20 protein-coding genes, 1 tRNA gene and 1 pseudogene are annotated in these 20,419 nt (G+C 31.6%); 14 read left to right on the top strand and 8 right to left on the bottom strand.

Features of this window, described 5'->3' with window-relative positions:
- Positions 1-162: 162 nt before the first annotated feature.
- The 5 genes and pseudogenes from OIU80_RS16920 to OIU80_RS16900 form a co-directional block, all read right to left on the bottom strand.
- Positions 163-243, bottom strand: a tRNA-Tyr gene (locus tag OIU80_RS16920).
- Between the two features lie 626 nt (positions 244-869).
- A pseudogene (locus OIU80_RS16915) lies at positions 870-1,256 on the bottom strand (peroxiredoxin family protein); the annotation flags it as partial.
- Positions 1,257-1,274: 18 nt separating this feature from the next.
- Positions 1,275-2,036 carry a DUF4369 domain-containing protein gene (locus tag OIU80_RS16910; protein WP_264288164.1) on the bottom strand — a complete coding sequence of 254 codons (762 nt, stop codon included), beginning with the start codon at positions 2,034-2,036 and terminating at the stop codon, positions 1,275-1,277.
- Between the two features lie 253 nt (positions 2,037-2,289).
- Entirely contained in the window at positions 2,290-2,730 is a 441-nt protein-coding gene (locus OIU80_RS16905) for a KTSC domain-containing protein (protein WP_264288163.1), read from the bottom strand.
- Between the two features lie 211 nt (positions 2,731-2,941).
- The gene (locus OIU80_RS16900) at positions 2,942-3,193 is read right to left on the bottom strand and encodes a hypothetical protein (protein ID WP_129538942.1); all 252 of its coding nucleotides are present in this window, start codon (positions 3,191-3,193) and stop codon (positions 2,942-2,944) included.
- A gap of 88 nt (positions 3,194-3,281) precedes the next feature.
- Between OIU80_RS16900 and OIU80_RS16895 the strand changes: the two genes are divergently transcribed.
- The 10 genes from OIU80_RS16895 (at position 3,282) to OIU80_RS16850 (ending at position 12,936) form a co-directional block, all read left to right on the top strand.
- Positions 3,282-3,827: a hypothetical protein gene (locus OIU80_RS16895; protein ID WP_264288162.1), complete on the top strand. Its 546-nt coding sequence runs from the start codon at positions 3,282-3,284 to the stop codon at positions 3,825-3,827.
- On the top strand, positions 3,827-3,979 hold the full coding sequence (locus OIU80_RS16890) for a hypothetical protein (protein ID WP_195737856.1): 153 nt from the start codon (positions 3,827-3,829) through the stop codon (positions 3,977-3,979). Before OIU80_RS16895 ends, OIU80_RS16890 begins: the two co-directional genes overlap by 1 nt.
- Positions 3,980-3,990: 11 nt before the next feature.
- Positions 3,991-4,212, top strand: coding sequence for a hypothetical protein (locus OIU80_RS16885; protein ID WP_264288161.1), 222 nt, complete (start codon positions 3,991-3,993; stop codon positions 4,210-4,212).
- A gap of 17 nt (positions 4,213-4,229) precedes the next feature.
- The gene (locus OIU80_RS16880) at positions 4,230-4,610 is read left to right on the top strand and encodes a YchJ family protein (protein ID WP_264288160.1); all 381 of its coding nucleotides are present in this window, start codon (positions 4,230-4,232) and stop codon (positions 4,608-4,610) included.
- A 106-nt stretch (positions 4,611-4,716) separates the two neighbouring features.
- Complete coding sequence (locus OIU80_RS16875; RefSeq protein ID WP_264288159.1) at positions 4,717-5,835, top strand: vWA domain-containing protein; 1,119 nt, start codon at positions 4,717-4,719, stop codon at positions 5,833-5,835.
- A gap of 218 nt (positions 5,836-6,053) precedes the next feature.
- Positions 6,054-7,517 carry an AAA family ATPase gene (locus OIU80_RS16870; protein WP_264288158.1) on the top strand — a complete coding sequence of 488 codons (1,464 nt, stop codon included), beginning with the start codon at positions 6,054-6,056 and terminating at the stop codon, positions 7,515-7,517.
- A 271-nt stretch (positions 7,518-7,788) separates the two neighbouring features.
- Positions 7,789-8,382 (top strand): 2OG-Fe(II) oxygenase, encoded by a 594-nt coding sequence (locus OIU80_RS16865; RefSeq protein ID WP_264288157.1) that lies wholly within the window; start codon positions 7,789-7,791, stop codon positions 8,380-8,382.
- A gap of 647 nt (positions 8,383-9,029) precedes the next feature.
- Positions 9,030-10,316 carry a Glu/Leu/Phe/Val family dehydrogenase gene (locus OIU80_RS16860; protein ID WP_264288156.1) on the top strand — a complete coding sequence of 429 codons (1,287 nt, stop codon included), beginning with the start codon at positions 9,030-9,032 and terminating at the stop codon, positions 10,314-10,316.
- Between the two features lie 184 nt (positions 10,317-10,500).
- Positions 10,501-11,724: a sterol desaturase family protein gene (locus OIU80_RS16855; RefSeq protein ID WP_264288155.1), complete on the top strand. Its 1,224-nt coding sequence runs from the start codon at positions 10,501-10,503 to the stop codon at positions 11,722-11,724.
- Between the two features lie 114 nt (positions 11,725-11,838).
- A complete protein-coding gene (locus OIU80_RS16850) occupies positions 11,839-12,936 on the top strand; it encodes a DUF695 domain-containing protein (RefSeq protein WP_264288154.1) in 1,098 nt (365 codons plus the stop codon).
- A gap of 300 nt (positions 12,937-13,236) precedes the next feature.
- On the opposite strand, the gene OIU80_RS16845 is transcribed toward OIU80_RS16850, so the two are convergent.
- The 3 genes from OIU80_RS16845 to OIU80_RS16835 form a co-directional block, all read right to left on the bottom strand.
- On the bottom strand, positions 13,237-14,004 hold the full coding sequence (locus OIU80_RS16845) for an SDR family oxidoreductase (RefSeq protein WP_264288153.1): 768 nt from the start codon (positions 14,002-14,004) through the stop codon (positions 13,237-13,239).
- A 101-nt stretch (positions 14,005-14,105) separates the two neighbouring features.
- Entirely contained in the window at positions 14,106-15,035 is a 930-nt protein-coding gene (locus OIU80_RS16840; RefSeq protein ID WP_264288152.1) for a helix-turn-helix domain-containing protein, read from the bottom strand.
- 64 nt (positions 15,036-15,099) lie between these two features.
- Positions 15,100-15,660 (bottom strand): 2'-5' RNA ligase family protein, encoded by a 561-nt coding sequence (locus OIU80_RS16835; RefSeq protein WP_264288151.1) that lies wholly within the window; start codon positions 15,658-15,660, stop codon positions 15,100-15,102.
- Between the two features lie 567 nt (positions 15,661-16,227).
- On the opposite strand from OIU80_RS16835, the gene OIU80_RS16830 reads away from it, so the two are divergent.
- The 4 genes from OIU80_RS16830 to OIU80_RS16815 are packed head-to-tail and all read left to right on the top strand — an operon-like array spanning position 16,228 to position 20,416.
- The gene (locus OIU80_RS16830) at positions 16,228-17,970 is read left to right on the top strand and encodes a hypothetical protein (protein WP_264288150.1); all 1,743 of its coding nucleotides are present in this window, start codon (positions 16,228-16,230) and stop codon (positions 17,968-17,970) included.
- Positions 17,971-17,995: 25 nt separating this feature from the next.
- Entirely contained in the window at positions 17,996-19,045 is a 1,050-nt protein-coding gene (locus tag OIU80_RS16825) for a ferritin-like domain-containing protein (RefSeq protein WP_264288149.1), read from the top strand.
- 30 nt (positions 19,046-19,075) lie between these two features.
- Entirely contained in the window at positions 19,076-19,513 is a 438-nt protein-coding gene (locus OIU80_RS16820) for a VOC family protein (RefSeq protein ID WP_264288148.1), read from the top strand.
- Between the two features lie 39 nt (positions 19,514-19,552).
- Complete coding sequence (locus tag OIU80_RS16815) at positions 19,553-20,416, top strand: EboA domain-containing protein (protein WP_264288147.1); 864 nt, start codon at positions 19,553-19,555, stop codon at positions 20,414-20,416.
- Positions 20,417-20,419: the final 3 nt, after the last annotated feature.

Below are 20,419 nucleotides of genomic sequence, written 5' to 3'. Positions count from 1 at the left end.
ATATTCTTAAATTAAATTGATCCCCTTTAACTTTGAGGGTTTTGAAAATAATGAAAAGTGCTTTAAAAAAAAACCTGCTAATCGATAGATTAGCAGGTTTTAAACATTTAGGTTTTTGAAAAGATTGATAAAGTTGCCTTTTTCACTTCTTTTCTCCTTTTGTGGGGAGAGCAGGATTCGAACCTGCGAAGTTTTCACAGCAGATTTACAGTCTGCCCTCGTTGGCCGCTTGAGTATCTCCCCGAAGCTTGTATTAATGCGCTTTGTTGTTCTAAGCGGTTGCAAATATAGGAACACTTTTTAATTCTGCAAACTAAAATCGCACTTAATTTTGAGTTTATTTTAAGTGGTTTTTTAATTCGTTGGTATTGAATAAAATAAAAAACTGTGACTAGTGAAAAATATTTTATTTTATCTTAAACGTTAGCAATATTAGGTTGAAAACTTTCTGATTTTTGTTTTAAACTGTTTACCTCTCAAGAATTTTAAACGGTTTTTTGGATGAATTGATTGTAGATATTATGAAAAAATATTTAAGATAGATATTATTTGGTTATTGTAACTTCTTAAAATGATTAATTATAAACTGTATTTACAGTAAATGAGCAGTTAGTAAAGAAAATAAAAAATACTACAGAGATTTTTTATTTTAAATAGTTTAATGTTGAGTCATGATTTTGTTTACACATAAATCTTGATCGGATGCTTTTTCAGATACAAAAAGTATAAAAGTTATGAGGGAATTGATAAGCTGTATTGAGTCATTATTGACCCGTTTTAGACGCTTAAGTTGGAAAGTTGTGTTCGGTATTGAATAAAACAAAAAAATCTCCACTAGGGAGATTTTTTGTTTTATTCTAAAATTGATATTATTTAGCTAAAAGCTCTAATATTTTTGCTCTAAGTTCGTCGCCTCTTAAATCCTGTGCTACTACTTTTCCTGATGCATCTAATATAAATGTTGCAGGAATCGATTGAACACCGTATTGAGCAGCAATTGGCTCATCCCAAAATTTTAAGTTAGAAACTTGTGTCCAAGTTAAATTATCTTTTGCAATAGCTTCTTTCCAAGCTTTAGCATCTTTGTCTAAAGAAACACCAATTATATTAAGTCCTTTTGAATGTAGCTCTTTGTAAATAGCTACAACATTCGGGTTTTCCTTTCTACATGGACCACACCATGAAGCCCAAAAATCTACAATAGTAACTTTGCCTAAACTTTCTTTAAGCGATACCATTTTTCCTTCTGGATTAGGAGCAGAAAAATCTGACCTTCAGTTTGCGCTACCAACTGGAGGAGCACTAGCACCAACAGCAGGCATTTTCATTTGACCGATTTTTTCTTTTATTTCTTTACCAGGTTTAGTGTTTTTTACTGATTCATCTAAACTAGTATAAAGAGCTTCAGCTTTTTTCAAATCAGTTGAAGGGTCGTTTAACATCCCTTTGATGATTAATGCACTAATGAAAGATTTTGGGTGAGACTCAGCGTAAGTAGTATACTTAGCTTTTGTTTCGTTTTGAACATCACCTTGGATTTTCATAAATTCTTTCATTAAACCATTGATTACTGCTGTATCTTTAGCTTGTTGAGCAGTATTCATAGTTGCAGTGTTTTTTTTCTGGAAATCAACTAATTTCTTTTGAACTTTCATAAGCTCATCATTGAATTTTACATACTCATCATTGTTGTATGTTCCAGAGATTTTAGATTTATGGATGCTGTCTTTATCTACAACAACTGTAATCTCTCCAGTTTCAAGGATAAAAGGAATAGGACCTTGAGCTCCTTGTAACTGTAATATGTGAAATGCAGGCTCAGTAACTTTACCTTTAATTTCGAATTTTCCATTTTCCACTTTTGCAGAGTCAACAGAGATTGGAGCTCCAGTAGTTGGATCTTGAGTTTGTAGGATTATAGTTTTCCCGTTTTCAATTCCTTTTGCAGTTCCAGTAATAAGGTATTCTCCGTCTTTAACTTTGTTGCATGAAATTATTGCTATAGAAGCAGCAAGTAAAAAAAATATTTTTTTCATTATTAATTAGTTAATTGATTTGTGGAACAAAAGTATTTAAAATTATAAGACATAAATAATTTTGTAACCTAAAATTTTGTTATAGTTTTTTGTAGGGTAAAAACTTCGTAATCAGTTTGTTTGTGTCGTTTTTAGTAAGTAGGAGCTACTGTTTTGTGTTTATTTAAAAATAAAAAATAATAATTTATGTGTTTTTACAGCAAAAAAAAAGCATCCGCCAGTGGTGGATGCTTTTCTATAAGAACTATAAAATTTAGTCTTGATTTGTTTTCTTTCTCCAAGTAAAAGAGTTAAGAATATGTCTTTTTGCAAATCTTCCAGGAGACTCTGCATTTACCATTTTTACGTAAGTAGCCTTTGGTACGCTGATGTATTCGTAAACACTACCATTTGAGAAATCAATAATTAATCTTCCTTCTACAAATTTGTAATCTGTAATAGATGAAGTAGCGATTGTTTCTGTATATTCTGGCAAGTTTAGTTTAATTGTCTCAGGATTGATACTTACCAAAAAATGATAAGCTTCAATAACTAATTTACTTTTCTCTTCTGCTTCTTTTAAACCAGCATCGTTACCTTGAAATTTGTCAGGATGACATTCTTTCATAGCATTACGGTAAATGGTTTTTAAATCTTTTAATTCTGCAGTTTTGTCTACATTAAGTAACTTGCGGTATTCAACTATTTTTTTCATAAATAAGATAACTACTTGTCTATTAGATTGAAATTAATATTTGTTTAATTCAAAAAAGACAAATTTTTTGCAAAGGTACACTTTTTTTTAACTTTTTACTTTCGTAGTAAAAAATATTCAAAAAATATCTAAAATATTGATTTTGAGGTGTGAAAAGTATGCTGTTTATGCAAATAGTGTATGAAAGTTTAAAACTTTCAAAATAATCGTTTTATTTTTGCTCAGGTTTGTTATTTGCTTTGTCAAAGTTTTTTGACTTTTTCGGATATTTGTTATAACTAATATCGCTTGGATTTTCGATTATAGACTTTATAGTAATCCAATCTCCAACTACGTGATTAGCATGTGCCATCTTGTAATCCAAAAGGTATATACCACAAAAATAATTGTTATTTTCGTCCTTCTCCATTATTCCTGTATAAACCCCTTTTTGTAACATTTTTTCTTGAGAAGCTTTTGTCATGATATTTTTATTTAAAAATTGATGGTGCAAAGTTAATCAATATATTGTTTGGTTTAGGGAGTTCGTGACAATCTGAGTATATTTGCACATGCAAAAAAACTTTAGACCAAATCCCAATTCGTTCAAAAATACATTTTGTGTTTTTCAGGAAGTAACAATGAATGAAGTGGAGGGGTTGAAAATTCAGTTTGAAAGTAAGGCAGGAAGTGCCTATTATTATTCAGATTTAGGGATGTATCGTTTTTCTAATCATTGGGGAAGATTGGCCAATAGTAAATGGCGTTTAATCGCATTGGAACCAGAAACAGAGTCTAAATTTAAATTAGGTTTTGCTTCGTGGAGTTCTTTTTACCCTGATAATGCAACCGATAAGCTGTATTATATTGAGGCTGATTTTAATAAGAACAATGCCAATTATCAACACAAAAATAATCCTGAATACAATAATAAAGCAATACTCAGAACAAGTTTTGATACAGCAAAAAGAATTAAACAAATAAGAAATTTACAGCAATTAACTTCGTGGGCAAAATATTTTGATTATGATGATATTGCTGTTTTAAGAGAATCAATTATAAATGAACTTATTTTTACCAATAAAACATTGGAAGAAATTAAAAAAGAGATACAATAATGGGAAGAAATAACGAAAGGAATATCAAGAAACACAACGATAAGTTGCACAAAGCGCAGGATAAGGTAAAACAGGCTGAAATTGCGCGTAAAGAAAAATTAAAACAAATTGTAAAGAAATTCAATGAAGATAAAACTTCGTCGGATAAATAAAATATAAATAAATGGAAAACGATAAATTCAGCGGTTTAAAAGAAAGTGTTCAGGAGATTATAGATTTAATTGCTGCAAAACAAAATAAATCTGCGAACAATAAACTAGTAGAAGTAAGTGATATCTTAGATGAATTACTTGATTTTTCTGAAGAAGATGATGATTTAATCGAGATTAGTAAATATCAGGTCTTACTGAATCAATTGCATCAAAAGATAAATACTGCCGAATAATATTAGATTTTACTTTCATGGAAAATTCCAAATGTTATTGTGATACAGGTTTGCACTTTGATGATTGCTGTGGTTTGTATCTCAAGAATAATCTAAAAGCACCAACAGCTTTAGCTTTAATGCGCTCTCGTTTTTCGGCTTACGTTATTAAAGATGCAGATTATTTATTGGCTACAACCCATTCTTCTGAAAGGAAATATTATTCGAAAGAAGATATTTTGAATTGGGCTACGGCCAATGAATGGCTTCGATTGGAGATTATTAGTTCCACAGAAACTACTGTGGCGTTTAAAGCCTATTTTTTAGATGAACATAAAGTACCTCAAACACATTATGAGTTTTCTACTTTTAAACAGGAAAATAATGTTTGGTACTATCTCGAAGGGAAGTTTGAATAAGCAGTAGATTTATACTGATTATGAGGCGCTTTTAGCAGAATCTTTTAACTAAAAATTAATATCTGTTTGTTTTTGTTAGACTCTAAAATGGTGTAATTTTAGAATTATGAAAGAGGAACATAAAAAGGGGTTTTATTTTAAAACGTACGAAGCGCCAAATCAGTCTCCGTTTGAAAAACTTTTTGGCATTTTCAAGGAATTAATTACCCATACTTCGGGTGATTTTGATGAAGCTATAGATTGGCTTCGAGAATTGGATAAAGAATATAAACTTACAGATGAAAACTACACCATCGATGACTTTATAGAAGATCTGAAAAAGAAAGGGTATATAAAAGACGAAGTAAAAGAAGATGGTTCTTCGGGAATAGGAATTACTGCTAAAACTGAACGTGCGATACGACAACAAGCACTTGATCAAATATTCGGGAATTTAAAACGCTCTGGAAACGGAAATCATAAAACCAAATACGCTGGAAATGGTGATGAACATACGGGTGAATTCCGTGAGTTTCATTTTGGCGATGGTCTTGAACGAATTTCGCTGACAGAAAGTTTGCGTAATGCACAAATTAATAATGGTGTAGATAGTTTTATGCTCACCGAAAATGATTTGGTTGTTGAAGAAACACAATACAAATCAGAAATGAGCACTGTCTTAATGATAGATATTAGCCATAGTATGATTTTGTATGGAGAAGATCGTATAACTCCTGCCAAAAAAGTCGCCATGGCTTTGGCTGAATTAATCACTACGCGCTATCCTAAAGATACACTCGATATTTTGGTTTTTGGAAACGATGCCTGGACAATTGCGATTAAAGATTTACCTTATTTAAAAGTCGGACCTTATCATACTAACACAGTAGCAGGTTTACAATTGGCAATGGATTTATTACGTCGAAAACGTAATACCAATAAACAAATCTTTATGATTACCGATGGTAAGCCAAGTTGCGTTCGTGAACGTGATGGTTCTTATTATATGAATAGTAATGGTTTAGATGAATACATTGTAGATAAGTGTTATAATCAGGCACAACAAGCCAGAAAATTACATATTCCAATTACTACATTTATGATTGCAAATGATCCTTATTTGCAGCGTTTTGTCAATCATTTTACCGAAGCAAATCAAGGAAAAGCATTTTATACTGGGCTGAAAGGACTGGGAGAAATGATTTTTGAAGATTATGAAGCTAATAGGAAAAAACGAGTGCGCTGATTCAAAATTGTAAAGGCTCAGAGGTTCAAAGGTTTCCTTTAGAGACGCACCGAAATGTGTCTAAAGGTTCAGAGGTACAAAGCTACAAAGGTTAGCATTGCATCTCCTCACAGGAAAGAAACAATGTGTAACTCTCAGAATAAATAATAATAAATAAAAATTGAAGATTTTATGAGTTTTTAAATCATTTAATCTTTCGATTTTTAAACAAAATAGATATGAAAATAGAAAATATAAACACATTAGGCGAATTAAAAAAATCAGGATACGAAAGCAAAAGTATTAAAGATGAATTACGTAATAATCTTCGTGAGAAGATAAAATCAGGAAAACCAGTTTTTGATGGAGTACATGGATTCGAAAATACAGTTATTCCTGAATTAGAACGTGCTATTTTATCACGTCATAATATTAATTTATTGGGGCTTCGTGGTCAGGCTAAAACAAGATTGGCTCGTAAGATGGTCGAATTGTTAGATGAATATATTCCATTTGTAACAGGTTCGGAGATAAATGATGATCCGTTGAATCCGATATCACGTTTTGCAAAAGATATAATTTCTGAAAAAGGAGATGCAACTCCAATAAGTTGGCTACATAGAAACGATCGTTTTTTTGAAAAATTGGCAACTCCAGATGTTACTGTTGCTGATTTGATTGGTGATGTTGATCCTATAAAAGCAGCTAATTTAAAATTGTCATATGCAGATGATCGTGTAATACATTTTGGAATGATTCCGCGTGCCAATCGTTGTATTTTTGTTATTAATGAATTACCCGATTTGCAAGCTAGAATACAAGTGGCGCTGTTTAATATTTTGCAAGAAGGAGATATTCAGATTCGGGGTTTTAAGTTGCGAATGCCGCTTGATATGCAATTTGTATTTACTGCCAATCCTGAAGATTATACTAATCGTGGAAGTATAGTTACACCATTAAAAGATAGAATAGGATCTCAAATTCTGACTCATTATCCAGAAACAGTGGCAATTGCCAGAACAATTACAGAGCAAGAAGCTAAACTAGATGCTGAGCAAGAAGAGTTGGTATATGTACCAGGTTTAGCCAAGGATTTATTAGAGCAAATTAGTTTTGAAGCTCGCGAAAGTGAGTTTGTTGATAATAAGAGTGGCGTAAGTGCGAGAATGAGTATTACAGCTTACGAAAATTTATTAAGTACTGCCGAGCGCCGTGCTTTGCGTGCAGGTGTTGATAAAACTAGTTTGCGTTTATCAGATTTTATGGGAATTATTCCGGCTATTACAGGAAAAGTTGAGTTGGTTTATGAAGGAGAGCAGGAGGGAGCAGCTATTGTTGCCCAGCACTTAATAGGTGATGCCATTAGAACATTTTTCCCAACGTATTTTCCGAAAATTGAAAAATTGGAGAAACCAAACGAAAAAACACCATATACAGATATAATCGAATGGTTCTTTACCGAAAGTGGTTTTGAATTATTAGATGATTGTTCAGATGCTGAATACAAGAAAATTCTTGATGGAATTAAGCCATTGGATGTTTTACTAAAAAAATACCAACCTGAATTACCCGCAGCAGATCACTATTTTATGAAAGAGTTTATATTATGGGGATTGGTTGAATATAAAAAATTAAGTAAGGATCGTTTTTCTGAAGGATACGAGTTTAAGGATATTTACGGTAGTTATATTAGTAAATTGTAAAGAATAAAAAAGCTGTCTCAAAAGACAGCTTTTTTATTATAATCTATTAGGATTTAAGAATTATATGAATAGTACGTTATTGTTTCAACAGTTTTTTAAGAGTATTAGTTTTTTTTTTGTATTATTTATCATACCTAAAAAAACAAGTAAAAGCCTTGAGAGACTGTAATATGGTTTAACTTATATTATTTATCTTCGATTATAGTACTGCATATTTAATTTAGCCTACCTTGCTCCGTTGGTTGTACTTGCATTCCATCAAAAAACATAAATGGAAAATAGCTTTGAAGCTTTGATTACTACATATATTGAAAATAAAGTAGGTATATCTGAATTTTTTTTGAGTACAGAATTGGCAAATAATTTAAAACAAAATCTTCTTGATTTAAATGCCAAAAGTTTATTGCTCGATGCTGGTGTCGGAAATCTGGACAAAGTGACTTATGATGGAGCTATTCGTAGTGATTCGATTTATTGGCTTGACAAAAAGCACAATAATGCATTCGAAAATGAATTCTTTGTACAAATAGAAGCGTTTATTGCTTATTTAAATAGTAGTTGTTTTGCTGGAATAACGGGTTATGAATTTCATTATTCTTTATATGAAAAGGGTGATTTTTATCTAAAACATTTAGATCAATTTAAAAATAATCCAAGCAGAAAATATTCAATGATTAGTTATTTAAATGCCAATTGGCAAGAAAGTGATGGAGGCGAACTGCTTATTCATCAGTTAGATAACAATCAAAAAATTAGCCCTACACAAGGTAAAACTGTTTTTTTTAAAAGCGATGAACTGGTTCACGAAGTATTGATTACTCAAAATACAAGAATGAGTATTACGGGTTGGTTAAAGAGTGATTAAATGCTTGCTATTCAGTAAGTTCTAAATTTTTATAAAAATAACTCTACTAATTCTATAGAATATTAGAAATATATTTATAGATTTGTAAAAGAAATGAGAAACGAAAGCCAAAATACAATCCCTTATGACTGTGACACGATAATGTGTTATATGTATGATTTGTTGTATGAGGAGGTTTTCTATGGTTTGGTTATTTAGTTTAAAAAGCTTTTTAAATTAAGATTTTTAAAAAGTAAATAATATAAACTATTAAGAAGTTAAGTTTTATTAAGTATTGCTCTTGTTTTTACTAATAGTTAGATAGGTTTAAATCTGTGTCATTTTTAAATAGCTATAATTTAGAAGAATTAGAGATAAAATAAAATTTAGCGGTTAAGTATTTTAAACTTAATAGAACTTAATTTCTTAATGGTAAAAAAAACATTCAAGGTTAATAATAAAATAAATATGAGATTATATTCTATAAATAGTAACATTATGATGCAAAGCTGCCACATGAAAATCCCTCCCTGTTGCAGAAGTTGCTATTGTTTCTAAAATAATATTTATGCTCTTTCGTAACAGTTTCGAAAGAGTTTTTTTATGCTGTTTGCATTTCAATTACTATGCTTATTTAATAAAAATATAATTTAACACCCCATAAAATTATGAGTTCACAAATCGTAAAACAAAACCCTTTTCAATCGATGATTGATCGTTTTAATATAGCTGCCGATATTCTTAAATTGAATGAATCGGTTAGGCAAAAATTACAAAGACCAGAGAAACAAATAGTAGTTAATTTTTCTATCACGTTAGATAATGGTACTGAACAAAATTTTGAAGGATATCGTGTAATTCATAATACTGCTTTAGGACCGTCTAAAGGAGGTATTCGTTATGATACAGCTGTGAATCTAGATGAGGTAAAAGCCCTCGCAGCATGGATGACTTGGAAATCGGCAGTAACTGGAATTCCTTTTGGAGGAGCCAAAGGTGGGATTATCTGTGATCCAAGATTACACTCTAAAACAGAATTAGAAAAAATCACAAGGGAATATACCAATGCTTTGTCGGATATTTTTGGACCTGATAAAGATGTTCCTGCTCCAGACATGGGTACAGGTCCTGATGAAATGGGATGGTTAATGGATGAGTTTTCTTTGATTCATGGTAAAACGATTCACTCTGTTGTAACAGGTAAACATTTGCATTCAGGTGGTTCATTGGGTCGGGTAGAAGCTACAGGAAGAGGAGTAAGTATTATAAGTATTCTGGCGCTTCAAAAATTAAAATTGAGACCAGCAAGATCTACTGCAGCCATTCAGGGATTTGGTAATGTGGGACTTCATTCTGCTTTATTTTTATTTGAAAAAGGATTAAAAATTGTTGCTGTTAGTGATGTTTCTGAAGCTTTTTATAACCCACAAGGGATTAATATTCCAGAGCTTATTTTGTATTATAATTTAAATAACAAAAGCGTTAACGGATATCCAAATGCTGTTGCTATAAAACATGAAGATTTATTATTGTTAGATGTAGATGTTCTTATTCCTGCTGCCAAAGAAGATGTGATTACGGCAGTAAATGCAGGATCTGTTCGTGCTAAAATTATAGTTGAAGGTGCTAATGGCCCTGTTTCTTCAGATGCTGATACAATTTTGCATGAGAACAATGTTTTAGTAGTTCCAGATATTTTGGCTAATGCAGGTGGAGTTACAGTATCTTATTTTGAATGGCTTCAGAATTGTCTTTTAGAATCTTGGCGAATCAATCAGATTAATAAACGTTTGGAAGATATTTTAGAGAAAAGCTTCGAAACAGTTTTTGCTACTTCTGTAAAATATAAAATAACACCACGTATTGCAGCTTATGTAATTGCTTTGCGTAAAGTAGCCGATGTTCAGCAAGTAAAAGAAATTAAACTGATTGAAAAAAAATTCAAACAGAATTAAAAGCAATTGAGTTTTAGAATTGGCTTTAAACTGGTTTAAGATAATTTTCATTGGCTACATATTGTATTTTTTTGATATTTTTTTTTTTGAAATACAGCAGTGGTTAGTTGTGTAAGTATATAGTTAATGAAAATGTCTTTTACTCAGTATTTTTAACGTATTACTATCAGGTTATTTTTTTAGGATGGAACATATTAATTTTTTGGCTTTTGCCATGCCTGCTTTTTTTCTTTTTGTTTACATAGAATTTCGATTGGCAAAACGAAGTAACAGGCCTGAATTATTCAATTATGAAAGCTCTGTTTCGAACATAAGTATTGGTATTGCTGAGCGATTGATTAATCTTTTTATTGCGGCTAGTTTTTATCAATTGTATTATTACATTTATAATAATTACAGAATTTTTGACATTCCGAGTAATTTTCTAGTTTGGATTGGACTAATTCTAGCTACAGATTTTGTTTGGTATTGGTACCACAGATTGGGACATGAGGTAAATTTTTTCTGGGCAGCACATATTGTACATCACCACAGCAGTGAATTTAATTTTACAGCTGCAGCAAGAATAACCACTTTTCAGGCAATTATTCGTACTGGTTTTTGGTGCGTATTGCCGTTTATAGGTTTTCATCCCAAGATGGTTATTACAATGCTAATTGTGCATGGTGCTTATTCTTTTTTTACGCACACGCAGGTTATAAAGAGAATAAAATGGTTAGAATATGTTTTTGTCACACCTTCAGTTCATGGCATTCACCACGCTTCTGATGAGAAATATTTGGATAAAAACTACGGTGACATGTTTACGTTTTGGGATCGGATTTTTGGAACTTTTCAGGAAGAGGAAGAACAACCTAAATACGGATTAACGCATCCTTTAAAAAGTTATAGTTTTCTTTGGCAGCATTTTCATTATTATTTTGAAATTTATGAACTATGGAAACGTTCCAAAGGTTTTAAAGCCCGTTGGAATGCTATATTTGGAAGTCCTGCCGATATGGATCAAGATATCCGTCCAATACTAGAAAAGCGTTTTCTTCAAGACAAAGACAATCCAAGTCACCGACTTAAATTCAAGAATTACCTTTATTTACAGCTTGGTATAAGTACGTTTTTGCTAACTATTTTTACTTATTATTTTGATTCTTTGGATCCATCTGATAGAATGTTTGTTTTGTCTTTTATCATAATTACTCTTATCAATTGCGGAGCGCTGTTAGAACAACGAAAGTGGATTTATTACCTTGAATATTTCCGTATTTTTATTTGTACGACTTATTTTCTATATGTTGTGAATGAAGTAGAATTCTTTATTATTCCAGTTGTTTTAATGTTTTTGGCTGAACAGGTTTTTTCTTTGGGAGAAAAATATCAAAATGTAGTGCTTCAGCTTGAAACGTCAGAGTAGTAGCTTGAATTTGTTAATTTATTTTTTAAATGTCTTGCTCTTTTGTTATATTTGAAAGTAAAATAATACATAACGAACTGTAAAATAATTTATAGAAAAACAAGAGTATAGATAATGGGATTAATCAATAGTATTTTAGGAAAAAAAGACATAGCTATAAAATCGTACGCTGATTTTTGGAATTGGTTTGAAAAAAACGAAAAAGATTTTTTTAAAGCAGTGATGAGTAAAGGGGAAAATATTGAAAAAGATTTTTTTGATAAATTATCTCCTAAATTGGGTGAGTTAAAAGAAGGCTACTTCTTTTTGGCAGGAATGACAAATGATACTACTGCAGAATTAGTTTTAACTGCCGATGGTAATATTAAAAATATTGTTTTTGTAGAAGAATTGGTTAATGCTGCTCCTGATCTTCCGAATTGGAAATTTACTGCATTAAAACCAGCAGTAGAGATTAATAATTTAGGAATACAAATGAATGGTTGTACTTTTGATAAAGACAATTTGTTTTTTTATTCAAATGATGAAAATGAATTTCCGGATAAAATAGATATTACAATTGTTCATTTAGATTGTACTAAAGAGATCGAATCGACTATTACGAATGGAACATTTATCTTTTTGGATAATTATCTTGGTGAACTGCATTTTACTGAAAATATTGATAGTATTAATGTGATTGGTTCCGCTGATGCTACTAAAGAGTTAGTGCCTATTGAAAAACTGAAGGATTTCTTAATTTGGAGACAAAAAGAATTTGTAGAAAAATATGAAGGGATAAGACATGATACTGAAAATGATGGTTATGCAAACCTTGAAGCTACACTTAATAATGGGATGCCTTTAATGGCAGTTATTAATTCGACATTGTTTGAATGGGATGCAAAACCTTCGCATCCTTGGATTGTTTCCATAAAAATAGGATATAACGGAGAGGATAATAATGGATTTCCTGATAACGAAACGTTTAATTTGTTAAATGAAATTGAAGATGATTTTTTAATGGTAAAACTTAAAGATTCAGAAGGTTATTTAAATTTAGGGCGGGAAACAGCAGATAGTTTAAGAGAGATTTATTTTGCCTGCAAAGACTTCAGAAAGCCTTCAATAGTGCTTGAAGAAATTAAAAACCAATTTGGTTCACAGGTTGATATTGAATATGAGATTTATAAAGATAAATACTGGGAATCATTTAGTAGGTTTATGAACTAGCTTAGGCTTTTAAGAGTAAATACTCTCAATGTTTTATTGGGTATAGTACATTTAAAGCATCCTCCTCAGGCGGATGCTTTTTTGTTTTTTACGGAACCATTGTATTGTCGTTTTTATAATTTTTTTCTCCCCAGTCTGCCATCTATAATTCGCTTATAATGTGCATTCTTACTGTATTGTTATTATGGTCTGATAAAAAAATAAAATAATTTTGTAAAAAGGAATAACTGATTGTAATTGTTTTAAGATTAATTAAGCTCCTATTTTCACGGAGCTTAATTTTTTTAAGACAAAGAAGTTTTACAGATTCATTCCTCCCGAAACTTCAATGCGTTGTGCATTAATCCATCGGGCATCTTCGGTACATAAAAAAGCTACAACACCGCCAATATCATCAGGTAATCCGGCACGACCTAATGCTGTTACTGATTTCACATAATCATTATATTGTTGAATATCTCTAACAGCTCCACCTCCAAAATCAGTTTCTATAGCTCCTGGTGCTACAACATTGACTGTGATTTTGCGGCTACCAAGCTCTTTTGCCAAATATTTTGTAAGTGTTTCTATTGCCCCTTTCATAGATGCATATGCAGAATAACCAGGTCCGGTAAATCGTGCTAATCCTGTTGAAATATTAATTATTCGTCCTCCGTCTTTTAAAAAAGGCAATGCTTTTTGGGTCAAAAAATAGACTCCTTTGTAGTTGATGTTCATTAATTGATCAAATTGATCCTCGGTAGTTTCTGAAAAAGGAGTATTAATTCCAATACCTGCATTATTGATTAAGAAGTCAAAACGTTCTGCGTGAAAAGTATCTCTCAATGCAGTTGCAATTTGGGTATAAAAAACATCAAAACTTTTTATATTTCCGCCAGTATTAAGTTGTAAGGCGACAGCTTTTTGCCCCAATTTTTCAATTTCAGATACTACGATTTTAGCTTCATCTTCATTACTATTATAGGTAAGTATTACGTCGATTCCTTTTTTAGCAATACTGATTGCCATATTTTTTCCTAATCCTCTGCTGCCTCCAGTTACTAAGGCTATTTTTGTATTTGCTACCATTTTTATATTTGTTTATAAATGAAAGAACAAAGGTAAATGTGAAGGTTAACTAGCTAATTGTAAATTTCAATCAGATGTTTGCAAAATTCAAATGCAATTAATTATAATCGGAATGATAAGGGAGTAAGTGTGGTTTGTTTTTTGAAGAAATTAGAAAAATGAGCTAACTCTTCAAAGCCAAGTGTGTATGCAATTTCAGATACATTCCAGTTGGTTTCTTTTAGTAAAATTTTTGCTTCTTGTGTTAGTCGGCTACTTATTAATTCGGTAGTAGTTTTACCTGTATTTTCTTTTAGTACTTTATTAAGGTGGTTTACATGAATAGATAATCGAGCAGCAAAGTCTTTGGCCGTTTTTAATTCTATTTTTTGATGTGGAGACTCTATGGGAAATTGTCTTTCAAGCAATTCTATAAACAAAGAAGAAACTCTTGCTGCCGAATTATGTTTGGAATATAAAGCTGTTATAGGTTGTAGTTTTTGTCCAAAATGGATTAATTCTGACACATAATTACGAATTAAATCATATTTATAGGCATAATCAGAATTAATTTCTGTGTGTATCTTTTTGAAAATTAGCTCGATTTCGGTAGTTTCGTCATCGCTAAGCTCAAAAATAGGATAGCCATCGGATTTAAATATAGGAAGCTCATCTAGTTCTATTCCGTTTTTATTTCCGGTTATAAATTCGGATGTAAAAACACAAAAATGACCTGATTGGTCTGTGTTTAGAGGAACATAATGGTAAGGTATTTTAGGAGTTGCAAACAAGATGGCATTTTTTTTAATGTCAATTACTTTGTTTGCATATTCAGCTCTGTTTTTTCCTCGGATCAAACTTATTTTATAATAAGCTCTTCGATCATAAGCCATAACGGGTTTATCCTGAAATTTTTCCCAAAGCTCTTTTATATTAAAAACATTAAAGTGTCCAATTTCTTTTTTTATATCATTGGGTAATAGCGAGCTAGGTTCAATATCTGAACCTTTTGTAATTTCTTTATAAAATTGGTCGATTGAAGTCGTTTTCATATAAAGGACTTGTAAGATTCAAATATACAAAATAAATTTATTGGGGATTTAAATCGCTTTTATTCTAAAAAAGAGTTCCTTGTATTAACTCTGGTTGCGGGTTACTATTAAATTTGAAAGTATCAATTACTATAAATTGTTTTATGGTATCGTCAAACTGTCTCAATACAATGTTATCGCATACAAAATTGATATCGACTGTGGTAAAAATCTGGTTTGCAATTTTGATGTTCTCTGGGCTTAATCTTCGGGCAATTGATAGATGTGGGTTATCGCTTTTTTTCATATTAGTGATAAGAAGCGATTGTTGAACCCGTTTCATGATTGGTTTTAATTTGTTTTTAGAAACTTCATTAGGAGTTATAACAAATGCACCATTTGTGTATGAATTAAAACGGTCTAATTGTATTTCAAATGGTTCAAAACTATCGCACAATCGGTTTAATTTAGATTTGACAAGTTCAAGTTCTTTGTCGGAAACTTTGAATTCGCAAATGGTATTATGCGCAACCGAGTTTTTGCTATTAAACCATCCGACTTCCTTAGCTAGTTGTTCTTTCATTGCTTTAATTATAGCAATGATTGGTTCAGGAGGATATATTGCTACCGAATAGTGTTTAAGCATTATAGACTTTATTTCTTATGAAATTAGAGATTTACAAAGTTAACAATACTATAGTTGAGGTTCTTTTATTTTTTATTTTTTTACTGAAAATATTTCAAAGCATCACTAATTGCCACTTCGGTACGTAGATAATTAATTCCTAATTCGTTTATTGATTTTCATTAGAATAAAAATAATCAATGCAAAGTGCTTTGATATACGTTTAGTGGATTTGTAATTTTTAGAAATGAAAGCATAATAAGTGAACCAAAAATCAAGATTACGATCGAGAAATTGAGTTCGACTATATTCATTCTGTTTATTTTAGGTTAGTGTTAGTTTTTTTGTTTCTGCGAAAGCTAAATTATTAATATTTAGGATTAAAGGATTATTTGAAATAAAATTGTCATGAAAAGAAATGTTCTTTTATTTTTAAAATCAGGTATTTATACCTGATTTTAGCGCTATTTAACTTGTTAAATTTGAATTATGCAAATATTAAATCTGACAATTTCATGAAATTATATTTTTTGCATAATTGCCCCCACTAAGAATCTACCTAATTAATTATAAACTTAAAATAGTAATATGTCATATTTAAACGTCCCTCGTCTTACCTTTTCAGGACAGTTCCAGGCCGATCCTTCGACTGTCAATAATGATCCTACACATTTTAATAATGAAACATTTGAAACTAAGTATCAAAATTATGGCCAAGGTCAGGAAAACGGTTGGTGGAATCCTGATGGTACCGGAAACTGGCGATTTATAGGTTGCAAAATTACAAGTGTTACGTATCAAGATGGAACAAGTACTGATAATCCACTATTAGATCCGATCATTGGTATGTCTGTAATGGATACTGATGCGCGTACCGCAGGCAAAATTGTAGATTTGGATACTCAACAACAAATGGTTTCTGAGCTTTGGGGGTTTATTGTACGAATTGTAAGTAATGAAGGAAATACCCTTGTGAAAGGAGATTATGAAGTGGCTGCATTCACTAATATTTGGTTTTCAAGGTCGGTTGATAAAACAGCCGATGGAGCAGCAGCAGCTTCGTATCAGTCGATTATAAAAAATATTGATTGGAATTTTGGAATAGTGAATTCTAGATATCTTAATGAGTTAAAAGCTGTAAGTGCTAAGCAATTATCAATACAGTTTACTGTGGATAGATATAACGGAGATAATACTTCTGCTGGATTTACATTGGGAAGAATTGCAGGTTCAATTGGACCTTCAAGTAGCATTGAACCTAAACATTTCGTATTGGGAAGACAATTATTTCCTTTAGGAAAGACTTACAATTATGCTACAGCCTTAGTAGATGAAAAATTGAAACAAGTCGTACTTGACTTTGGAAATGCTTTACAATTTAATACTGGTGGAGTCGTAAAATCAATTGTAGATTTACACCTTGTTATAGATACAAATAGTGGTAAATCAGAAGGCTATGTGGATATTGGGAAAATAGATTACGCAAGTCCGGATTGGTATATGGGGACATCTGGAATCTTTACTTTTCCACTCTCAGATGAACAACTGAATCTTGCAACTAAGTATCCACTTGCTATTACGCAGATTATAACTTCTCCAAAGAATGTTTTTACTTTAGAAACAACCCGAACTTCAACTGCAATTTATGCGGAGTCAGTCGACTATGTATGTGCTGATCAATTCGTATTTCGATTAGATCCGGATGATAATTGTAAGGTTAATTTTCATGCAACCCATCTTGGAAAAGCGCTTCCAAATGCAATTATTCAATTACAAGATGACACGAAAAAATTACTCGCTTCACCACCACCACCAGTTGTGCCAGTAATAGGAGTCCCGCCAATACTTTATTTTTCTGGGAAAAAGCCAGTTGAAATTACGACAGATGCAAACGGAAAAGCTAGATTAGAGTTTATAGCTCCTGATCCTGGAAACCCAAGAGTATATATTGATGGGCAAGTGTATGGAATTTCATATACTTTAAGTACACAAAAATTTGCTAAAGATTGTAATCAATCTAATTTTATTAGTCTTTTGATTTACTCTGGTGCTCCAGCCACAGAAATAGTGCTTGATTGGGACAGTTTTATCCAGCCTATCATGCAGCAATATGCCAATTTGTATCCGTTGATGTCGAAAGGAATCTTTAATCTGGCTGATAGAGCGGTGTTTGAAAATAACGCCCAAATATTACATTTAGTTTTTAGCAAAGATCCCGAAGATCCCAATTATATGCCTGCAACGAGAGATCTTTCTAAATATAAAAAGACTGTTATCTTGAATTACTTGCAAAGTATTATTGATAATACAGCAACTGAAAATAAAGCATAGTACTCATAAAAATAAAAAATTGATTATGATATTCTTAAAAACAATAAAATTAGAAACTCTTGCAGATCTTAAAAAGGCATTACAAACTGCCATTGAGTTGGAACATTCAACAATTCCGCCTTATTTAACAGCAAATTTCACGCTTTTTGATACTGGTAATGATCAGATATCAAATTTAATAGGTTCAGTAGTTGGTGAAGAAATGCTTCATTTATCTATTGCTTGTAATATATTAAATGCGATAGGAGGAAAGCCAGTTTTAAACAAGCCAGGTTTTATCCCAACATATCCAGGGCCATTACCAGGGTCAGTATCAGAAGGGTTAGTAGTTCCGCTGGAGAAATTTTCTTTGAAACTGATACATGATGTTTTTATGGCAATTGAAGAACCTGAAAACCCTATCCATATAAATAATCTTGCGGTAAGCCCAGGTGTAATTACTATAGGTGTGTTTTATACCAGAATAAAAGAAATAATAAGTGAACTTGAAGCCGCTGCAAAAGCAGAAGGTAAAACAATATTTGTAGGTAATCCAAAATATCAAATGACCTATGAGAAATTTTTCGACTCAACTTTATTGTTTCCAATTATTGATGAAGAAACTGCAAAAAGAGGAATTGACATCATAATTGATCAGGGAGAAGGGACTACAACTGATCCATTTATTACTCCAATTGATGATGGAAATGTTCAAGAATTGGCTCACTATTATCGTTTTGAAGAAATTTATAGAGGTAAAACAATACAAGTAGATCCTGCAGGTGGCTATATGTTTGGGGAACCTAAAATTCCTTTCAATCCGAAACTAGTACCTAATATGTGGCCTAACCCCAAAATGAATGATTATCCTAAGGATTCTCAAGCTTATGTTAATAGTAAGTTTTTTAATTACAACTATACTTCATTACTTAATAGTTTACATGAAACGTTTAACGGAGAACCAGAGAAAATTAATACAGCAATGGGAGTAATGTATTCTTTACGATTGTATGCTATTAAACTATTGGCTATTCCGGATCCTAATCATCCGGGATATGTAGCAGGACCTAGTTTTGAATATGTTGTTGGAGAATAAATAATGGAATGAAAATAGAAAAATTCTAAAATGAAATTCAAGTCAAAAACAGTAGTCATTAAATTATCGGTGAGCGATATTCTTAAATCCAAAAAATTCTATGAGGAAATTCTTGGATTTAAGATTGATGACAAATACACACTTAATTCTGATGGAAATTTTGGTGCGGAATCTTTTATGCAATTAGACTCAGATTCTAAAGACGAGAATGGATTTATGCTTGGGTTATACAAAGATATTGATACCCCTTTTTATCCATTGCCTGAAACTGGAACCGTACCCACTTTTATTGTTGATGATATCCAGACAACGCTGGATTATTTTAAAACTCAAAATGTAGTAATTGATGTAATAGATGGTACAGAAATCATTTCTAATATATCAAACAAAGGATATGTTGACCAGTTTTTCTTTTTTAGAGATCCGGATAATAATTCTTTGGTGATTCGAGAGAATATTTTGAAGTAAAAAGATTGTGATAGTGTAATTAGTAAATTCATAAGAGCAATGATAGAAACAGCAATCAAAACTGATTCTGGAGAAATAATAAAAGCAGTAATCCAGAGTAAACTTTCGGGATCCGAACTAGAATGGTTTGAAAGTAATATTGCCTTTGAGAACAGTGTACAGTTTTTCCAGAATTTTGGGTTAATCTCTAGAAAAATCGCTCCGATTATTCCAGAATGGACTGCGCAGGAAAAAAATGTACTTGAAGAATTATATCCCGGTTTTACACAAAGTAATTGGGATTTACAACAACTATGTCGCTGTTTATTAATGATTCATCTTCCGATACAACAAAATGTTGAAGTAATAAAAAACTTAGCCGAGATGGCAGCTATAAAAGAGCTTGTTTGTCTGTACAAAGGCTTGTTTTTTTTAAAGAATGCTTCGGATTTTGTTTTGATGGTTCAGGAAGGAATCAGAACAAATATGGTTGCCGTTTTTGATGCAATCGCATTAACAAATCCTTTTACTGCAAAGTATTTACCAATTGATCCTTGGAATCAATTGGTTTTAAAAGCAGTTTTCATGGGACGTCCGTTGTATAAAATCATCGATTTAGACTTACGTAAAAATGAGAAATTAGCCTTAATAGTGCATGATTATATCCACGAACGCTGGTCGGCAGGCAGATTAGTGTCACCAGAAATATGGAGATTAGTTGACGGTTATGTAAATCAGGAAATAGCAACCGATTTAGTAAATGCTATACATACCGGAGATACACTAACAAAACAAGCAGCTATAAAAACGTTAAAAGAAAGTTCTTTTTATAATGAAAGTGAAATTCCAGATGAGGTATTGCTTGACAGTACTATTACATGGAACGAAATAGGAACAAAATATTATTCACAATTAAATTCTTAGCAT

Origin of the sequence: Flavobacterium frigoritolerans (assembly GCF_025847275.1) — a bacterium.
Taxonomy (GTDB): domain Bacteria; phylum Bacteroidota; class Bacteroidia; order Flavobacteriales; family Flavobacteriaceae; genus Flavobacterium; species Flavobacterium frigoritolerans.
Note: the sequence above shows the minus strand (reverse complement) of the source record. Positions and strands in the feature narration are given on the sequence as shown.

Excerpts from the sequence above, each read along its gene's own strand:
- OIU80_RS16885 (WP_264288161.1), top strand. The coding sequence starts at position 3,991 with ATGGAAAACGATAAATTCAGCGGTTTAAAAGAAAGTGTTCAGGAGATT.
- OIU80_RS16820 (WP_264288148.1), top strand. The coding sequence starts at position 19,076 with ATGAAATTCAAGTCAAAAACAGTAGTCATTAAATTATCGGTGAGCGAT.
- OIU80_RS16875 (WP_264288159.1), top strand. The coding sequence starts at position 4,717 with ATGAAAGAGGAACATAAAAAGGGGTTTTATTTTAAAACGTACGAAGCG.
- OIU80_RS16830 (WP_264288150.1), top strand. The coding sequence starts at position 16,228 with ATGTCATATTTAAACGTCCCTCGTCTTACCTTTTCAGGACAGTTCCAG.
- OIU80_RS16835 (WP_264288151.1), bottom strand. The coding sequence starts at position 15,660 with ATGCTTAAACACTATTCGGTAGCAATATATCCTCCTGAACCAATCATT.
- OIU80_RS16840 (WP_264288152.1), bottom strand. The coding sequence starts at position 15,035 with ATGAAAACGACTTCAATCGACCAATTTTATAAAGAAATTACAAAAGGT.
- OIU80_RS16815 (WP_264288147.1), top strand. The coding sequence starts at position 19,553 with ATGATAGAAACAGCAATCAAAACTGATTCTGGAGAAATAATAAAAGCA.
- OIU80_RS16900 (WP_129538942.1), bottom strand. The coding sequence starts at position 3,193 with ATGACAAAAGCTTCTCAAGAAAAAATGTTACAAAAAGGGGTTTATACA.
- OIU80_RS16895 (WP_264288162.1), top strand. The coding sequence starts at position 3,282 with ATGCAAAAAAACTTTAGACCAAATCCCAATTCGTTCAAAAATACATTT.
- OIU80_RS16855 (WP_264288155.1), top strand. The coding sequence starts at position 10,501 with ATGGAACATATTAATTTTTTGGCTTTTGCCATGCCTGCTTTTTTTCTT.
- OIU80_RS16825 (WP_264288149.1), top strand. The coding sequence starts at position 17,996 with ATGATATTCTTAAAAACAATAAAATTAGAAACTCTTGCAGATCTTAAA.
- OIU80_RS16850 (WP_264288154.1), top strand. The coding sequence starts at position 11,839 with ATGGGATTAATCAATAGTATTTTAGGAAAAAAAGACATAGCTATAAAA.
- OIU80_RS16890 (WP_195737856.1), top strand. The coding sequence starts at position 3,827 with ATGGGAAGAAATAACGAAAGGAATATCAAGAAACACAACGATAAGTTG.
- OIU80_RS16845 (WP_264288153.1), bottom strand. The coding sequence starts at position 14,004 with ATGGTAGCAAATACAAAAATAGCCTTAGTAACTGGAGGCAGCAGAGGA.
- OIU80_RS16870 (WP_264288158.1), top strand. The coding sequence starts at position 6,054 with ATGAAAATAGAAAATATAAACACATTAGGCGAATTAAAAAAATCAGGA.
- OIU80_RS16880 (WP_264288160.1), top strand. The coding sequence starts at position 4,230 with ATGGAAAATTCCAAATGTTATTGTGATACAGGTTTGCACTTTGATGAT.
- OIU80_RS16905 (WP_264288163.1), bottom strand. The coding sequence starts at position 2,730 with ATGAAAAAAATAGTTGAATACCGCAAGTTACTTAATGTAGACAAAACT.
- OIU80_RS16910 (WP_264288164.1), bottom strand. The coding sequence starts at position 2,036 with ATGAAAAAAATATTTTTTTTACTTGCTGCTTCTATAGCAATAATTTCA.
- OIU80_RS16860 (WP_264288156.1), top strand. The coding sequence starts at position 9,030 with ATGAGTTCACAAATCGTAAAACAAAACCCTTTTCAATCGATGATTGAT.
- OIU80_RS16865 (WP_264288157.1), top strand. The coding sequence starts at position 7,789 with ATGGAAAATAGCTTTGAAGCTTTGATTACTACATATATTGAAAATAAA.